Origin of the sequence: Methylobacillus caricis (assembly GCF_020532705.1) — a bacterium.
Classification (GTDB): Bacteria; Pseudomonadota; Gammaproteobacteria; order Burkholderiales; family Methylophilaceae; genus Methylobacillus; species Methylobacillus caricis.
The window spans coordinates 844,095-861,991 of sequence record NZ_JAJAVD010000001.1; the positions used below are offsets into that span (position 1 = coordinate 844,095).

Here is a 17,897-nt window from a genome sequence, read left to right on the forward strand (position 1 = left end):
AAATCAGGGTTCAACAAAATCGCCATCAACATATAGCCAATGCCCCGCCTTGCAGATAAACCGGCTTATTTCATGCAGTTTTTCTGCCTTGCCATTGATTTTATATCTAGCAATAAACTCTACCAGTGCGTGATCCGGTTCAGTTTCTTCATGCCTGATAATCTGAAGGCTGAGCCACTTGATGGATTTCTCATCCTCCAGTTTTAAAACAGCAGGGCGGGTAGCAGGATGCCAGGTTTTCAGCAGGTAGTCTTCCAGGCCCATGGCATAGGCAGCATAGCGGGAGCGCATCAGCTTTTCAGCGTTGGGCGCATTTTCCCCCTGATGCCATGGCCCGCAGCAACGGCAATACGGCTGGCCGCTGTGGCAGGCGCATAGGTTGTCCGGGGCCAAGGCTTTCAAGCAGGTATTCCCTAGAAAATCTCGCGGGTTTCGAGGAATTGCAGCTCTGGGTAACGTTCCTGCGCCATTTGCAGGTTGACCCGGTTGGGCGCAAGGTAAACGTACTCCTCGTTGCCATCCAGCGCCACGTTAAAGCCGTACTTGTCGGCAATCGCCTTGAGATCGGCCTCAGGGCCACGCAGCCAGCGGGCGGTTGAGCAATCGTAGCTTTCAAATACCACATCTACTCCGTACTCATGTTCCAGCCGGTGAGCTACCACGTCGAACTGCAAGGTGCCGATAGCACCCAGGATCAGGTCGTTGCTCAACAAGGGGCGGAATAGTTGTGAAGCGCCTTCTTCAGCAAGTTGCTGCAGCCCTTTTTGCAACTGTTTCATCTTGAGCGGGTTTTTCAGCCGTGCCCGGCGGAAAAATTCCGGGGCAAATGACGGAATCCCGATGAATTTGAGTTCCTCGCCTTCGCTGAAGGTGTCACCCAGCTTGACGGTGCCGTGGTTGGGTATGCCAATGATGTCACCGGCATAGGCTTCATCCGTAGTGTTCCTGTCCTGGGCCATGAAGGTAATGGCATTGTTGACTGCAAGTATCTTGCCGCTGGCAACCTGCTTGATTTTCATCCCCCGCTCGAAACGGCCGGAGCAGACACGCAGGAACGCAATGCGGTCACGGTGCTTGGGATCCATGTTCGCTTGTATCTTGAATATAAAGCCGGAGAATTTTTCTTCCGACGGGGCTACGCTGCGGCTGGCAGTATCGCGTGGAAGCGGGGCAGGGGAAAGCTCAACCACGGCATCCAGCAAGGATTGCACGCCAAAGTTATTGATACCGGAGCCAAAGAAGACCGGAGTTTGCTTGCCGGTAAGGTAAGCATCTTTATCAAATACGTTGGAGGCGCCGCGTACCAGTTCCACGTCTACGCGTAAATCATCGGCCTGTGAGCCTATCAGCTCGTCCAGGCGAGGATTGTCCAGGCCCTTGATGGTTTCCGACGTGCCTTTCTCTGCGTGCGGGTCAAAAAACGAGATCGTATCGTTATACAAGTGATACACGCCGCGGAAGCTTTTGCCCATACCGATAGGCCAGGTCATGGGGGCGCATTGCATGCCCAGCGTTGACTCGATTTCATCCAGCAGTTCTATGGGTGCCCTGGATTCACGATCCAGTTTGTTGATGAAGGTGAGAATGGGCGTGTCACGCATGCGGCAAACGTTCAGCAGCTTGATGGTTTGTGCTTCCACGCCGTTGACAGAGTCGATCACCATGACGGCAGAGTCAACTGCGGTCAATGTCCGGTAGGTGTCTTCCGAAAAGTCATCATGGCCTGGTGTATCCAGCAGGTTGATCATGTGGTCCCGGTATGGGAACTGCATTACCGATGAAGTGACGGAAATGCCGCGTTGTTTTTCCAGCTCCATCCAGTCAGAAGTAGCATGGCGGGCAGCTTTGCGGCCACGGACTTCACCTGCGACCTGGATGGCGCCACCGAACCACAGTAGTTTTTCTGTCAGTGTGGTTTTGCCGGCATCCGGGTGGGAAATGATGGCGAATGTACGGCGGCGATGGATTTCTTGGTTGAAGCTGGACATATATTTTAAAGTTGAATGGCTAAGCAAAAGCGCTATTTTACCTTTTTGTGCCTGATATTCCGCGGTTATTTATCGCCTATTTAACAGGCAGGCATTTATCCATGCACTATCATGATGTGGGCTGCAGGTTGAAACGGAAGATTTCCACCAAATATTTGACGCATTAACCAAGCTCAGCATTATGTGAAAACTCATATCAGGCGGTAAATGATTTCCCTATAATCCTTGGGAAGCGATAAAGGCCGGATGCTGGAGCGTGCAGTCGGGGGCTAAACATGTTTTGTTTCAGCATCTTGTTTGGAGAGTCTGGCTGTGGTTTGGAACGGAGAATGAGCGAGAGTAATGACCAATTCAATATCAGTGTTCATAATGCCGGTTTATCATCCATGATGCGCTGGCTCGTATCTTGTTTTGGACATTCAGGTGCCAGTTCATGTTTAATGAACATAATCTTAAGAAGGCGCTAAGTTTTGAGATTGTATATTGCGCATAAAATTGGCAAGGGACATGGCGGCGAAATCGCATATCAATATCATGGAAATGCAATTGTTTTTAATGTCAGCATACCGTGGCAGCGGACCTAAATCATGCAATTAACCAGCCAACAAAGTCGGCATGTACTCATCGTAGAAGATTATCAGGCTGCTGCAGAAACCTTTAAGGAACTGCTGGAGATGCTGGGGCATCAGGCTGATTACGTTATGAATGGCCATGAAGTGGAAATGGCGCTAAAGGCAAAACCCTATGACATCCTATTTATGGACCTTAACTTGCCTGATATTTCTGGGCTTGAACTCATCGGGAAGTTGCGGGCGAGCTTGGGCGAGTCTGCGCGTCAGCTTAAGTTTGTCGCCGTAACGGGTTATGCAGCCTCTGACTTAACAGGAGCACAGGACAGTCAGCAATTTGATTTCTATCTGGAAAAACCTGTGGACCTTGCCAGTCTGGAGCGCGTTCTGGAGTCCTTCTAAATGCAAGGGAAGGTTGAATCAGTGAAGGCTTCTTTAGCGGGGCAGGACCAAATGCAGGATTGGGCGGTAATGGGTATCCAGCATGAGATATTCATGCGGGTATTTCCCAGTTTGCGGCACAGCCTGGTTGGGCCGATTTCGATCGCGCGTATGAGTGCAGCCATCATCAAGCGTACCCTGGCTAAAGGCGATATTGGCAAGGCAGTCCTGAATGAACAGGTAGCCCGTATAGATCAGCAATTGGAAGAGGCTGTGTTGGGTATTCGTGCCCTGCAGATCTGGGAAAGCACAGCAAAGGCAATGGCGACTCCTGCCGAGATCATACAATTGGGCATTAAGCTGATGACCGCGCCGCTCGCCTTGCGCAATATCAAGATAGATTATGTGCCCGGCGATGTTCTTGATATTGAGGAGATGAGGCAGCAGCCTTTTCTCTATGCCTGGCTAGGCTTGCTTTGCTATTTCGAGGACCATATCAGCGAGCCGGTTACATTACGGCTGGAGCAGAAAGAGCCACGTTCGGTTTGTGTGGAAATTACTCATCCACTTTATGCAGTCAAGCAACGTCAGGGTTTTCAGCTCAATCATGCAATCATTGATCAGCATGCACTTCAAACATTGGCGCATGCTGGGGGTTTGACATTCAAGTTTGGCAAGGAATGGACCAGTTTCGGCTGGGATGATTTGGGCGATTCAGCACAGTAGCGGCCTCTGCTTGACTGGCATATAGAAATAATCGGCTACGCTTGCCAGCACTTTTTCGTCAAAGATGGTCAGGGCGTTATTGCTGATGCTATGCAGGCCCAGTTTTTCCAGTTTCCGCAGGGTCTTGTTGGTATGTGCGAGCGATAGCCCCAGGGAATCCGCGATTTCCTGCTGGGTCAACGGGAAAGGAATGGTTTTGCCTGGGATGGGGTAAATAGCCTTGTAACGCTTATAGAGATGAAGCAGCAACATGGCGACTTTTTCCAATCCAATGCGCGCTCCAACATTCATCAGGTTGTCATCTACGATATGTTCTTCCTGCGCACACAGCCAGGTGATGTCATAGGCAAGGGCAGGATGGCGTTCATACAGTTGCCATAACTTGTTCTTGTCCAGTTCGCATAATGTCACCGGAGTTAATGCTTGAACGCTGCTTGAGGTATTGTCCAGCAGGTTTTGCTGAAGCCCTACGATATCTCCCGGTAACAGGAAGTTCAGAATCTGCCGGTTGCCATTCTTGAGTGTCTTGTGACGATACGCCCAGCCATCAAGCAAGGTGAAGAGTTGAGGCGAGGAGGTGTTCTCCTTTACGATGAGCCTCCCCTCAGGCAAGGTCACCTGTTTTAATTTAATGGTATCGATAAACTCAAGCTCTTCCTTGGTATGGGTTTTGAAGGTTTTTTGTTCCCGTAGATATTTAATCAAATCATCCATGCTTTATTCCTTGTTTTAATCTGGATTGAGCGATACAGGGTGGCATTGCATCAGCCATGGGGCAATGCTTCGATACCCAGTTTACGATTGGTTGGGACGGCGATATCAATCAATTCCGGTTTTGGCAGGTCGAGATTGTCCATGATGGCAATGAATTCATCGCGGGTTTTCCCTGCCAGGCGTGGGTTGATGGCTTTTTCCTGGCCTATACAGCTGACGCGGCAACCTTTGTAGTCATGTCCTGGATAAACCAGAATTTCCTCATCCAGCCTGAATAGTTGTTGTGTGATGCTGTCATATAGTGTTCCAGCGTCCCCATCCTGGAAGTCTGTTCTGCCACAGCCATTGATCAGGAGCGAGTCTCCGGTAAATACGCGGTCATCAACCAGGTAGCTCACACTTCCCACGGTATGTCCCGGTGTGCCAAGTACCTTGATGATATGGTTGCCGAAGCGCAGTTGGTCAGCATGCTGTAACTGCAAGTCGGCTGGCAATGCATTGCAGCGGCTGCCTATGCCGGTCAGCGTATTGGTTTTTTCGCGCAACATGCCACTCGCAGTGATATGGTCAGCGTGTACATGGGTTTCAAGCGAGTACTTGAGCACCACGTTATATTCATCAAGCAATTGCAGGTATTGCTCCAGGCCTGCATCCACAGGATCAATCAACAAGGCCTCGTGGCTTTCATCATCTGCCAGCAGGTAGGTATAGGTTGAGGACTCCTCATCAAAAAGCTGCCTGAAGATCATGGGGTTCCTTTCTTGGTTTTATCCTGCGGGGGGCTGCTTCTGCTGTCACGGCAATCTAGTCCTAATCTTATTCAAAGACAACTTTTGATTAGGCTATGTTCCGCATGAGTTGATCATAATAGGGCACAGCAGGTTACAAACCAGTTCCAGCAGAATCTTGCTGAGATCAAGCAGCCGTGCTGATAAAGTTAATCAGCGCTTGCTGTGTGTATTTAGCGTACTGCCCTTTGGCGCTGAATTTCACTCAGTGATATTTTTTATTACGCTGTCAATCTTCCCAAAATTTTCCCTCGCTTATTTCCCTCTTGATCGGCGCCAATGTCGCATCAGTCCTACAAATAAGCATATTTATTGGTTGTTAGGTTCCTGCCGAATTTTGTGTGATTCTCAGCGCATGGGGTTGAATCAAAAGGCCAAACTGGCCAAAAAGATGAAAAAAATATGTTATGGTAAAAAAGTCATCATTCATTTCACACTCGAGGTGAACCTCACAAATCAGTCAGTTAGTGTTAAGGATTTTTAATGATTTTCAAGGAAAGACTCATCCACGCCGCCATCTTTGATATGGATGGCACGATGTTCGATACCGAGCGTCTTCGATTTACCACTATCAAGCAAGCCTCGGCTGAGTTGTTTGGCCAGGCAATCAGTGAAGACATCCTCTTGGGCTCGCTCGGCCTGAGCGCCAGAAAAGCAGAGGAGCTAGCCAAACAGCAATACGGTCAAGAATATCCTTATGCATCTATACGCAAGCGTGCCGATGAGCTGGAGCTTGCTCATGTGCGTAAGCATGGGGTGCCAGTGAAGCCCGGTTTGTATGAAATCCTGGAGCGGCTCAAACGCAATGGCTTGTTGATGGCAGTAGCGACTTCTAGTCGCCGTGCGATTGCTGAGGAGTACCTGATCAATGCCAATGTCATGAAATATTTTGATATCACGGTGTGTGGCGATGAGGTCAAGCAGGGTAAACCACATCCGGAGATTTTTCTGGCGGCTGCCAATGAATTGAATTGCCTGCCAGAGCATTGCCTGATGTTCGAGGATTCTGAAAATGGCTTGCGTTCTGCCTCAGGTGCGGGCGGCTTGCCTATTTTGGTGAAGGATATCAAGGAGCCACGGGCTGAAATCAAGCAGCTGGCTTACCAGGCTTACGACCGCATGCCGGATTTCCTTGCCGACCTGATCAGGTTTACGCCCAATCTCCCCAAGCCCAAATTGACGGATGCGTTCCCGCAAACCATCAACAACATGCGGGCGGGCATCCATGGCTTCGGCGCCATGGGCGGTGGTTACCTGGCGCAGATATTCTCGCATTGGGACGGCTATACCCGGCCTTATGAAATCATCGGCGCAAGCAACAATACGACCCTGCGCAGCCTGGTCAATGCGTTTGGCAAGTACGACGTGCACTACAGTAACCTGGCTTTCCACCAGACCATAGACCGCATCCGCCTGATCGACATGGCGGATGAGTCGGCGGTGTGCGACATGTATGCAATTTCCGAGATTGTTGGCCTGTGTCTACCTGAATCTGCCATCAAGCAGCAGGCCGGCCTGATTGCCAAGGGCCTGGCGGCGCGTTATCAGCACAATGCCAAGCCGCTGACGATACTGGTGATTCTCAACAAGGTCGGCGGTGCAGCATTTGTGCGGCGACATGTGAAAGAAGCGATGCAAGCCTTGGTGGCCGGACACGATATTCAAGCGATCATGGATATGGCATGTTTTACTGAAACGGTGGTCAACCGTATGGTTTCAAAAATACCGAAAGAAATTCTCTTGAAGCAGGCGAGGATTAATTTCGCTAGTTTTGAAAAGCACACCCAGCAAAAGGCATTGGCGCCTGGCGATAGTGTGGCGCCTATGCACCAGGAATCCGTCCTCCTGGCCGAGCCGGGGCTGGGCAAGATCGTGAGCCAGTTGCGGCATGCCTCGCATCTCAACCGGGCATTGGACCAACTGGGGGTCACCTTGTTTGAAAGCGGTCCCGACATGCTGCTCTACGCCAAGAAGGGGGGCAAGATACTGGAACGCTTGCGCCAGGTGCAGACGGTGGACAACATTGCCGAGATCCAGGCGATCAAGAACCGGCTCCTGAACGGCACGCATGCCATCATTGCCTGGTATGCCAGCCTGCTGGGCTACCAGACCATCGGGCAGGGCATGGGGGACGAGCGCGTCGTCATGCTGGTGAAACGCCTGGTGAACAACGAGATCAAGCCCGCCATGCTGCAGGAAAACCCGGCACTGGCGGAATACATCAACACCTCGTTCGTCAACAGCTTCATCGCGCGTTGCAAGGCTTCGTTCAAGGACCCGTGCCGCCGCATCGGGCGCGACCCGCTGCGCAAGCTGCAACGCAAGGAGCGCATCATGGGCAGCATCGAGCTGGCTTCCCGCCATGGTATTCAAACCCCCATGCTGGAGTTTGGCGCAGCGCTGGGCATTTTGTATTCATTGCGCCTCATCACGCCCGAGGACAAGGAGTGCCAGCGCATCAAGGCCTTGTTCGAGGCAAACGCCTCCGTTGCGGATGTGCTGGCTTTCAGCGGCGACTATCATGGCAAACCCTACCACGGTCTTGATCCGCAACAGGATGCGGCATTGATCGAGCGTATTGCCGAGCATCTGCGCCAGCTGACCAACCCTGCCTCAGCCCACTGGCAATGGCCGCTGAGCTATAACTACGCGGAGGAGCTGGCGTCCTGATCTCAGGCCGATACCAAGGAGGCTGCGCCTCCTGTGGTATATTGGGCATTACCTTACATGAGGAAATACAGGAAAGATGACGCTTACCACCAAGACCATCAGCGAGCAGTTCAGCAGTTGTCCGCAATTGACAGTTGACCAAGTAGCCGAGGCCGCTGCCGCCGGCTTCAAAACCATCATCAACAATCGCCCGGATGGCGAGGGCGGTGCCGAGCAGCCCAGCAGCGAGGAAATCCGCCAGGCTGCCGAAGCCAATGGCCTCCAGTACGTGCATGTTCCTGTGGTGCCCGGCCAGTTGACTTATGCCCAGGTGGACGAGTTGGCCGGGCTGCTACCCAGCCTGCCGATCCCGATCCTGGGGTTCTGCAAGCTTGGGACGCGCGCGGTCAATATCTACCAGCAGGCGTTGGCCAAGCAGCAGTCATAGTTGTTGCAGCTTTGCCAGCATTTTCTGCTTGGCTTCATCACGGCGGAAACGGTAAGCCAGTATCCGGCGCAATTGCCTTTTTGCATTGTGACTCAGGATGGATTGCCCCAAATACTGCAGGAAAAAGCGTAAACGCTGACTGCGCCTCAGGCCATATTGCTTGGCATTGCGGTCTATGTTGGCCAGCTCTTTGACGATGTGGTATTGCAGCAAGCCGTGCGGCAAGGTTCTGCCACATGGGCTGTCGATCAGAAAAACTTTTGCGTCGTCGCCCACCAATATATTCCGCCATTTCAAGTCGCCATGGATAAAGCGCTGTGAGTGCAGCGTCCGGGCGATAGCGGCCAGTTGGTGGCTGACGCTGTTGACCCATTTTTTATCCTGCAGGTGTGGATCACAGTTTCGGGCCAGGGTGACCAGATCTGTACTATGCGGAATTGCAGCTGTGACCAAGGCGCCGCGATGGAAGATTCCATGGCGGTATTCCATGCCGTAGGCAACCAGCTGCGAAGTGGGAATGCCCCAGGTATCGAAGCGCTGGAGGTTCTGCCATTCGCGCTCGATGCGTGGTGTGCCGATAAAGTAGCGGATACCCTTGCCCGCGGCATAGTAACGCTTGACATAATATTGCCGGCCTTCCGCCTCCACCAAGACGACCTCAGAAAACCCAAGGTTATGGCTGATCTGCTGTCCGGTAAGATTGAATATCTGGTCAATCGAGCCGAAAACCGAGCGCAGGTGCTGCCATTGGTCGCAAAGGCGCCAGCTATCCATGTCTATTGCTGATCGCCTATATGGTGGAGTGTTTCAATTGTTCCAGGATAGCCGGGTTGTCTAGCGTGGAAATATCCGAGGTGATTTCCTCGCCTTTGGCCAGGGAGCGCAACAGGCGGCGCATGATCTTGCCGGAGCGGGTCTTGGGCAGGTTTTCGCCGAAGCGGATTTCATCCGGCTTGGCAATCGGGCCGATTTCCTTGCCTACCCAGTCGCGTAATTGCGCCGCGATGGTTTTGGCGGCATCGCCTTCAGGGCGCTCGCCCTTGAGCACCACATAGGCCACGATGGATTCCCCCTTGATGTCGTGGGGCTTGCCCACGATCGCGGCTTCGGCCACCAGCGGATTGGCAACCAGTGCCGACTCGATTTCCATGGTGCCCAGACGGTGGCCGGAGACGTTGAGCACGTCGTCGATGCGGCCCATGATCCAGAAATAACCGTCCTCGTCGCGGTGCGCAGAGTCGCCGGCCAGGTACAAGCCCTTGAGTTCCTCGGGGAAATAGGCCTTCCTGAAGCGCTCTGGATTGCCCCAGATGTTACGGATCATGGAGGGCCACGGCTTCTTCACGACCAGCAGGCCGCCGCCTGTCCCGTCGATATGGGTTCCATCTTCCTCAACGATATCAACGATGATGCCTGGAAGCGGGCGGGTACAGGAACCTGGTTTGGCAGGGATGGCACCGGGCAGCGGCGCAATCATGTGTGAACCTGTTTCGGTTTGCCACCAGGTATCGGCAATCGGGCAACGCTCCTTGCCCACAACCTTGTGATACCACATCCAGGCCTCGGGATTGATCGGCTCCCCTACAGTGCCCAGCAAGCGAAGGCTTGAAAGGTCATAATGATTGGGCAAGTCCCCACCCAGTTTGATCAGGGATCGAATGGCAGTGGGCGCAGTATAGAAAATACTGACCTTATGCTGTTCTATCATTTTCCAGAAGCGGCCTGCATCGGGATAGGTGGGTATGCCTTCAAACACCACCTGGGTGCTGCCCAAGGCGAGCGGGCCATAGGCCACATAGCTGTGGCCGGTGATCCAGCCTACATCGGCGGTACACCAGAAAATATCGGTTGCCTTGTGGTCGAAGACCCACTTCATGCTCATGATGGTGCCCAACAGATAGCCGCCAGTAGAATGCTGGACGCCCTTGGGGGTACCGGTTGAGCCGGATGTGTACAGGATGAACAGGGGATGTTCGGCACTGACCCAGGTGGGTTCGCAGTAATCATTTTCAGCGGCTTCAACCTCGTGCCACCAGAGGTCGCGCTGCGGATTCATGATGATTTCAACGCCAGTGCGCTGATAGGCGATGACTTTTTCCACACCGTCACAACCGCCTAGCGCGAGGGCCTCGTCAACCGCTCCCTTTAGTGCCACAGCTTTGCCGCCACGCAGACCGCCATCTGCAGTAATAATAAGCTTGGCGCCTACATCCACAATGCGCTCATGCAGGCTCTTGGCGGAGAAGCCGCCAAACACGACGGAATGGATGGCGCCAATGCGCGCGCAGGCCTGCATGGCGACGATGGCTTCAATGCTCATGGGCAAGTAAATAATGACGCGATCGCCCAGTCCAATGCCTTGCTTTTTCAAGGCATTGGCGAACCGGCATACACGCTGATGTAGCTCTTTATAGGTGATATTGGTGACGGTGCCGTCATCTGCTTCAAAGATCAGTGCAGTCTTGTTACCACGGGTGGCAAGGTGGCGGTCTATGCAGTTGTGCGATGCATTCAGGGTGCCATCAGCAAACCAGCGGTAGAAAGGAGCTTGCGACTCATCCAGGATTTCGCTGAAGGGGGTATGCCAGTCAATCTCATTGCGGGCCAGTTCGGCCCAGAAGCCGGTGTAATCCTGCTCCGCGGCTTGGCACAATGCCAGGTAGCCCTCCATGCCTGACACCGTGGCGGCTTGCCGGAATGCATCGTGCGGCGCAAAAACACGTCTTTCCGTCAGCACGGATTCAATCGACGACATACATACTCCTCCAAAACACTATAATGAGTTAGGCTGTGACCTTCTTGCCAGCCATTTAATGGACTTCTAAGAAACCAATAATAACATTTCATTAACAATTTCAGATGCGCAAACTATCACAGATTTTGCAAGAAAACACTGCCCAGAGTACGGAAGAGCAATATTTATTGCATGCCATACGCTGCAGTCCGTTCGTCCAGCGATTATTGACTGGGGATGAAGCCCTTTTACCTGAGTTGATGGAGCAGGTTCATGAGGCATGGACAGCAGATGCCATGCGGGCCTGGCTGGATAAACAGGAAGTCAGCGATGATATTTCGCTCAAGCGAGTATTGCGCAAGCTGCGCCAGTGCGTGATCCTGCGCGTGATTGTGCGTGATCTCAATGGCCTGGCAGACCTGGGTGAGGTCATACATGTGGTGAGCGCACTGGCCGAGGTGACGTTGCAGCATGCCTTGTTGCACTTGACCCCATGGCTGGAAGCCATGTTTGGCAGCCCTATCGGTGAGGAAAGTGGCCAGCGTCAGGAGTTTATTGTAGTGGGCATGGGCAAGCTTGGCGGCTATGAGCTTAATGTGTCATCCGATATCGACCTGATCTTTGCATTTGAGGAGGATGGTGAAACCAACGGCGCCAAGTCCATCAGCAATATGGATTTCTTTACCCGGCTTGCCAAGCGCTTGATAGCTGCCATTGACGAGATTACAGAGGACGGGTTTGTATTCCGTGTGGACATGCGGTTGCGGCCATATGGGTCTGAAGGGCCGCTGGCCTGCAGTTTTGCCATGCTGGAAGAGTATTACCAGAACCAGGGCCGCGAGTGGGAGCGCTATGCCTGGATCAAGGGGCGGGTGGTGGCTGGCCCGGGCCAGAACCTGGGTGATCTGCTGCGCCCGTTTGTTTTCCGCAAGTACCTGGATTTTGGCGCCTTTGCTTCCATGCGTGACCTCAAGGTGCAGATCCAGCGTGATGTCAATCGCCGGGATATGCATGACAACATCAAGCTGGGCCGAGGCGGGATTCGCGAAGTTGAGTTTATTGCCCAGGTATTCCAGCTCATACGCGGCGGGCGCGATCCCAGCCTGCAGGTCAGGCCTACGTTGTCAGTGCTGAACCTGCTGCAGGAAAAAACACTGTTGCCAAAGAACACTGTCAGCGAGCTGAGCGCTGCCTATATCTTTTTGCGTAACCTGGAACATAGGCTGCAATATATGGAAGATACCCAGACGCAGGATATCCCCCACGCAGATGAAGGGCGCGCCCGCATCGCACTGGGTATGGGATTTTCCGGCTGGGGAGAGTTTGTTTCTGCATTGGAGCAACATAGGGCCAAAGTACAGCATCATTTTGATGAGGTCTTTACCGATCCACAGGAAGTGAATTCCGGGGAAGCGCCACAGGAAATGAATGTGACAGGACTCTGGCTGGGATTGATGACAGGACAGGATGCGGTGGCTCTGATGACCAGGCTGGGTTACGCGGAGCCAGAAGATACCCTGCGTAAGGTCATGAGTTTTCATGACAGTCCAAGATACAAGCAGCTGCCCGAGTTGAGCCGGCAGCGGTTCGATGCATTGATGCCCATGGCAATGAATCAGGCAGGGCAGGAGCCTCATCCCGATGTAGTGTTAATGCGGGTTGCAGACTTGCTGGACAGTATCTGCCGTCGTGCCAGCTATCTCGCTTTGCTGGCAGAATACCCGGCCGCACTGACCCTGGTGATCCGGATTGTGGGCGCAAGCCCCTGGCTGGCCCAATACCTGTCGCAACATCCCATCCTACTGGATGAATTGCTGGATACACGCAATCTTTATGCGGCCCCTGATTTTGCTGCCATGCATGTGGATCTCGAGCGCCGCATTCTTGAGCTGCATGGTGATGTGGAGCGGCAAATGGATGAAATGCGGCACTTCAAACATGCCGCTGTATTTCGTTTTGCCGCCAAGGATGTAGCTGGCGAGCTGTCATTGGAAACCCTGTCAGACTACCTGAGTGCCTTGGCAGACATCATCCTGGATGTAGCTATCAAGGCTATTTGGCCAGCATTACGCAACCGTCATCGGGATATGCCGCTGTTTGCCGTGATTGGCTATGGCAAGCTGGGGGGCAAAGAGCTGGGTTATGCTTCTGACCTGGATATCATTTTTCTCTATGATGATGAAGCGCCAGAGGCCGGCGAAGTGTATGCCAAGCTGGGGCAACGGATTAATACTTGGCTGAGCAGTATGACCTCTGCGGGAACGCTTTATGAAACCGATATGCAGTTGCGCCCGGACGGTGCCAGCGGTTTGCTGGTGAGTTCGGTGCAGGCGTTTCGTACTTACCAGGAGGAAAAAGCCTGGGTCTGGGAACACCAGGCACTGACGCGTGCGCGTTTCAGTGCCGGTAATCAGCAGATTGGCGAAATATTTGAGCAAATACGCCAGGATGTGCTCGCCCAGCCTCGGGACCTTTTGAAATTACGCGAGGAGGTGGTTTCCATGCGCGCAAAAATGCATGGAGCCCACCCCAATCATGGTGAGCTGTTCGACCTCAAGCATGATAGTGGCGGGATCGTGGATGTCGAGTTTATTGTGCAATACCTGGTGTTGGCGCATGCAGCGGTTTACCCTGAACTGACCAGAAACCTGGGGAATATTGCCTTGCTGGAGATGCTTGGCCAGCTTGGTTTGATCCGGCTGGGGCATGCGCAGTTGGCAGCCAAGGCCTACCGTGATTACAGGCGCCGCCAGCATGCCATCAGGCTGCAAGGAGAAAGCAAGGCCCGTGTGCCTTTGGACGAAGTGAAGGATGAGGTGGAAGCGGTGCGCAACTTATGGCAGGAAGTCTTTGTAGCCTAGCGGCCTCAATCTGTTCTTGCCGGACTTCGTTCTATGACACACATGAACCGTTTTATCAGGTCAGGGTCGGTTTTTATGCCTTCCTCATCCGCCATGATATTCATGATTTCCTGGTGGCTCCGGCCATGATGGTAAGGGCGGGCGGTGCTCATGGCATCGTAACCATCTGCAATCAGCAAGATTCGGGAGGCCAGCGGAATCCGGTTGCCTGATAGGCCGTCAGGGTAGCCGCTGCCATTGAAACACTCATGATGGTGACGAATGATATCCGCAACCATGTCAGCTTGTGGGTGCAATGTGTTGCGGAACAGCCGTTCGCCCTTGACCGGATGCATTTTCATCATAGCCCACTCCTCAGCGTTGAGGGCGCCCGGTTTGAGCAGCACATGGTCAGGAATACCAATCTTCCCGATGTCATGAAAGCGGGCGCCAATGCGAAGGACATCCAGTTCGGCCTGAGTCAGTCCGCACTCAATTCCAAGCTCCAGGGCCAGCATGGATACCCGGTCACAATGCTGGTAGGTATAGGGATCGCGTTCGTCAAGCGCTACAAATAGTGCCTCGGCAGAGGAGGCGAGATAGGATGCAAAAGAGCTTGGAGGCGTTGCGGGGCTAGTTTGCTGCAAGTGCTAGCCCCTTGAAATGCTTAATCAATGGTGGAACCGTTTACCTGATCTCTAAAAGATACCCAGCTGATTCAAGTGCCAGCTGGCGAGTACAGGCATTATTCTAGCATGCAGGATTCTTGTCGATAATGGATTGCAGGCTTTTTCCGGTTTTCTTTTCAGCAAAAGGTGCGTGGTATTCAATGTCGTAGATCATCCATTGACCATTCTCCTTGCGCAGGATGACTTCGTCCGTCCATGTTTTGGTGCTGCCATTCTGTTCCAATTTGAAATGTACAGAAGACTGGCGGCCAAACTGGTTGGGGAAGCTTGGGTCAATAGTGAAGCTGGTGAAGCCTTCGTCGCTGGAGGTGAAGATATCACCGGTAGTCCATGGTGTTGTTTTATCGCGGTTCCTGCAGCGGTGCTGTTCACGCAGGGCAATATAGAAAATACGGTGGAGCTTGGGAATCAGGTGTTGTGCAATAGCATCTAGTTGCGCCATGTTGGGCAGGCCGACGACCTTGTCAGTTTTCTGCAACGCAGCATAGTCCTGATAAAAACTGGTGGCTGCCTCACGCGCTTCATCTTTAGCCTCTTTGGCAGCATGCGCTGGGTGCATGCTTAGCAATGTACAGATGGAAAGCAGTATTGCAAACAATTTTGCCATTTTCATGATCCCGGTGGGTAATGCAGTATAGAGGACAGGTGGCATGTGGCCAGCTGGCGATGGCAGATTAGAGCATGCGATGAAAATGTCAGGCAAGCCCTGTGCAGGGGTGCCTGACATGTCGGGAAAAATTCTTGGTGTTAATTCAGGATTGTGATTAGTTTTTTGATGTGTTGGCAGCACTGACACGCCAGATCGTGTTGCCTACATCATCAGCTACCAGCAGGCTGCCTTTCTGGTCTACCAACACGCCTACAGGCCGGCCCTGGGCTTCGCCCTTGTGGTTGAGGAAACCTGTCAGCACATCAATGGCATTGCCTGAGGGCTTTCCTGCTTCAAAAGGTACAAAGATGACCTTATAGCCGCTATGGGGCTTACGGTTCCATGATCCATGCTGGCCAACAAACATGCCATTGGCAAATTGTGGTGGGAGGGCGTTGCCCTTGGCTGCTGTCAGCCCTAGTGAGGCGGTATGCGGCCCGAGCGCATAATCGGGTGCAATGGCTTTCGCGACCAGTTCGGGTTTTTGGGGCTGGACACGAACATCGACATAATTGCCGTAATAACTGTATGGCCAGCCATAGAAGCCGCCATCCTGTACAGAGGTCATATAGTCTGGCACCAGGTCGCTGCCAATTTCGTCACGTTCGTTTACCGCAACCCACAGGCTGCCGCTATCGGGTTCCCAGGCAAGTCCATTGGGATTGCGCAGGCCGGAAGCGTATATGCGATGTTCACCGCTCTTTGCATCGACTTCCCAGATGGCGGCGCGACCCTCCTCGATCTCCATGCCATTCTCCCCGATATTGCTGTTGGAGCCGACAGTGACATAAAGCTTGCTGCCGTCGTTATTGGCAATCAGGTTTTTTGTCCAGTGGTGGTTGAGCGGCAGGCCAGGCAGGTCAACTAGGGTGGTGGGCGGCGTGTTGATGTTGGTGGCGCCTTCCACATAAGGGAATGTCACCACGGCATCGGCATTGGCCACGTAAAAAGTATTGCCGATCAATGTCATGCCGAAGGGGGAATGAAGATTCTCGATGAAGATTGAACGCTGGTCTGCCACGCCATCGCCATCGGTGTCTCGCAGCAGGGTGATGCGGTTGGCACTTTCAGTGCCGGCGCCGGCCTTTTTCATGAATTTTCCAGCAAACCAGCCACGCAGGCTGAATCCATTATCGCCCTTTGGAGGACTGTTACTTTCAGCCACCAATACATCCCCATTGGGAAGCTGATATAGCCAGCGCGGGTGATCCAGGTCCTTGGCAAACGCATTCACGGCAGTGCCTTCGGGAGAGTACGGTAATGTATTGCCAGACCAGCCAATGGCTTCAGCGACGTTTACTGTCGGGATCAGTGTGCTTCTTGGCTCCGGCAATTCTGGTTTAGGGCCCATGCCTGATGAAACTGGGAGTTTTGCAATATCGCCGCAAGCGCTCAACGAAATGGCCAGCATGGCCGGTAGAATAATACGTTGCATGAGCAGGGTTCCTTTATCTGGTAATACGGAAAGGGGCATCCGATCATGTAGGGTAAGCTATTCCATGTTCTAATGCTGACCGGATATTCATATTATTTTTAATACTTGCAGTTTAATGACGGTATAGCCATCAGGAAAGTTCTATTTTGACTGACGATTTGAAGATCATCCCTTTGATGCAATGGCAGGAAAATGGGCAAACGTGTTCTGCCATCTGGCGCTCGGAAAACCACTCAAAGCCGCCGGCCAAAGTGATGATTGCTGATGATGCCATGAAGGCTGACGTGGCTTATCGGCTGGCATGTGAAGGCACGGCCCTGTTATGGCGTGGCGATTTTCAGAACGCACGCCAGTTGTTGCAGGCGATTGCAAGGCGCATAGACCGCAAGCCGGCAAAAACATCTTCCGTCCCTGCCGAGGCTTTCCACCTTAACCGCCAGGCACAGGCTCAACGTTCGCGCGTGCTGGGCATGTTGTTGATTGCCCTGGAAAAGGATTACAGCATCAAGCTACGCCGTGCTCCTGACGCGCATCAGGCCTGCATTCAAGCTTATGGCAATGCCGATGAGGTTTCGGTAGTGTCGCTGCGTGAGTTGCTTGGCGTGATCGGCGCCTATGAGTGGCGAAAGAAAGGGGTGGAGGTGCCAGCCTTGGGCGCACGCATACATCCGCACTATGGTGTTTTTTCACCGGTGCGAGGTGAGTACGTGGATTTGATTGCGGATGCACCATTGCCTGCATTGACCCTTGCATTTGATATTGGTACCGGTAGCGGAGTACTGGCCGCCTTGCTGGCCAAGCGCGGGATCAAGCATGTGATTGCCACTGATCAGGACGACAGGTCTCTCGCCTGCGCACGTGAGAATATGCAGATGCTGGGGTTGGCTGGACAGGTTGAAGTCATCAAGGCCGATTTGTTTCCTGCAGGTCGTGCACCATTGGTTGTATGTAATCCTCCCTGGTTGCCAGCCCGCCCGAATGCGGCCATTGAATATGCAATTTACGACCCCGATAGCATTATGCTCAAGGGCTTCCTGAATGGAGTGGCAGAACATCTCGAGCCAGAAGGGGAAGGCTGGCTCATCATGTCAGATATTGCCGAGCACCTGGGGTTACGGACGCGTGAAGCGTTGGTGGAGATGGTTGCTGGTGCCGGGTTACAGGTAGTGGATAAAACTGACATCAAGCCACGCCATTCTCGCGCCTCAGACAAGTCGGATCCCCTGCATATGGCGCGCGCCGCAGAGGTGACATCCCTGTGGCGGCTGAGGGTGGCCTAGGCCGCTG

The 17,897-nt window shown here is 53.1% G+C and carries 15 protein-coding genes; 6 read left to right on the forward strand and 9 right to left on the reverse strand.

Going from position 1 to position 17,897, the window contains the following annotated elements; genetic code table 11:
* Window positions 1–3: 3 nt before the first annotated feature.
* Both LG200_RS04030 and LG200_RS04035 read right to left on the reverse strand, forming a co-directional pair.
* Window positions 4–402, reverse strand: coding sequence for a YchJ family protein (locus tag LG200_RS04030; protein ID WP_226756303.1), 399 nt, complete (start codon window positions 400–402; stop codon window positions 4–6).
* Between the two features lie 11 nt (window positions 403–413).
* Window positions 414–1,988: a peptide chain release factor 3 gene (locus tag LG200_RS04035; RefSeq protein WP_226756304.1), complete on the reverse strand. Its 1,575-nt coding sequence runs from the start codon at window positions 1,986–1,988 to the stop codon at window positions 414–416.
* Window positions 1,989–2,575: 587 nt separating this feature from the next.
* Here LG200_RS04035 and LG200_RS04040 point away from each other — a divergent pair.
* Together LG200_RS04040 and LG200_RS04045 are read left to right on the forward strand one after the other, a co-directional pair.
* On the forward strand, window positions 2,576–2,959 hold the full coding sequence (locus LG200_RS04040) for a response regulator (protein WP_226756305.1): 384 nt from the start codon (window positions 2,576–2,578) through the stop codon (window positions 2,957–2,959).
* The gene (locus LG200_RS04045) at window positions 2,960–3,664 is read left to right on the forward strand and encodes a hypothetical protein (RefSeq protein ID WP_226756306.1); all 705 of its coding nucleotides are present in this window, start codon (window positions 2,960–2,962) and stop codon (window positions 3,662–3,664) included.
* Here LG200_RS04045 and LG200_RS04050 read toward each other — a convergent pair.
* Complete coding sequence (locus LG200_RS04050; RefSeq protein ID WP_226756307.1) at window positions 3,653–4,378, reverse strand: Crp/Fnr family transcriptional regulator; 726 nt, start codon at window positions 4,376–4,378, stop codon at window positions 3,653–3,655. The genes LG200_RS04045 and LG200_RS04050 overlap by 12 nt on opposite strands.
* Before the next feature lie 50 nt (window positions 4,379–4,428).
* A complete protein-coding gene (locus LG200_RS04055) occupies window positions 4,429–5,124 on the reverse strand; it encodes an MBL fold metallo-hydrolase (RefSeq protein WP_319004552.1) in 696 nt (231 codons plus the stop codon).
* Between the two features lie 525 nt (window positions 5,125–5,649).
* On the opposite strand from LG200_RS04055, the gene mtlD reads away from it, so the two are divergent.
* The gene (mtlD, locus tag LG200_RS04060) at window positions 5,650–7,836 is read left to right on the forward strand and encodes a bifunctional mannitol-1-phosphate dehydrogenase/phosphatase (RefSeq protein WP_226756309.1); all 2,187 of its coding nucleotides are present in this window, start codon (window positions 5,650–5,652) and stop codon (window positions 7,834–7,836) included.
* A gap of 76 nt (window positions 7,837–7,912) precedes the next feature.
* Window positions 7,913–8,263: a TIGR01244 family sulfur transferase gene (locus tag LG200_RS04065; RefSeq protein WP_226756310.1), complete on the forward strand. Its 351-nt coding sequence runs from the start codon at window positions 7,913–7,915 to the stop codon at window positions 8,261–8,263.
* Here LG200_RS04065 and LG200_RS04070 read toward each other — a convergent pair.
* The gene (locus tag LG200_RS04070) at window positions 8,258–9,037 is read right to left on the reverse strand and encodes a lipopolysaccharide kinase InaA family protein (RefSeq protein WP_226756311.1); all 780 of its coding nucleotides are present in this window, start codon (window positions 9,035–9,037) and stop codon (window positions 8,258–8,260) included. The genes LG200_RS04065 and LG200_RS04070 overlap by 6 nt on opposite strands.
* A gap of 16 nt (window positions 9,038–9,053) precedes the next feature.
* On the reverse strand, window positions 9,054–11,018 hold the full coding sequence (gene acs / locus LG200_RS04075) for an acetate--CoA ligase (protein WP_226756312.1): 1,965 nt from the start codon (window positions 11,016–11,018) through the stop codon (window positions 9,054–9,056).
* A 104-nt stretch (window positions 11,019–11,122) separates the two neighbouring features.
* On the opposite strand from acs, the gene glnE reads away from it, so the two are divergent.
* Entirely contained in the window at window positions 11,123–13,858 is a 2,736-nt protein-coding gene (glnE, locus tag LG200_RS04080) for a bifunctional [glutamate--ammonia ligase]-adenylyl-L-tyrosine phosphorylase/[glutamate--ammonia-ligase] adenylyltransferase (RefSeq protein WP_226756313.1), read from the forward strand.
* Between the two features lie 5 nt (window positions 13,859–13,863).
* Here the strand turns inward: glnE and LG200_RS04085 are convergent, their stop codons facing one another.
* From LG200_RS04085 to LG200_RS04095, 3 genes are all read right to left on the reverse strand, one after another.
* Entirely contained in the window at window positions 13,864–14,484 is a 621-nt protein-coding gene (locus tag LG200_RS04085; RefSeq protein WP_226756314.1) for an HD-GYP domain-containing protein, read from the reverse strand.
* Between the two features lie 103 nt (window positions 14,485–14,587).
* A complete protein-coding gene (locus tag LG200_RS04090) occupies window positions 14,588–15,133 on the reverse strand; it encodes a DUF3828 domain-containing protein (protein ID WP_226756315.1) in 546 nt (181 codons plus the stop codon).
* 157 nt (window positions 15,134–15,290) lie between these two features.
* Window positions 15,291–16,610, reverse strand: a complete 1,320-nt coding sequence (locus LG200_RS04095; RefSeq protein ID WP_226756316.1) for a PQQ-dependent sugar dehydrogenase — start codon at window positions 16,608–16,610, stop codon at window positions 15,291–15,293.
* A 176-nt stretch (window positions 16,611–16,786) separates the two neighbouring features.
* Here LG200_RS04095 and LG200_RS04100 point away from each other — a divergent pair, with 176 nt between their 5' ends.
* A complete protein-coding gene (locus tag LG200_RS04100; protein ID WP_226757298.1) occupies window positions 16,787–17,890 on the forward strand; it encodes a methyltransferase in 1,104 nt (367 codons plus the stop codon).
* The last annotated feature ends 7 nt before the right edge of the window (window positions 17,891–17,897 follow it).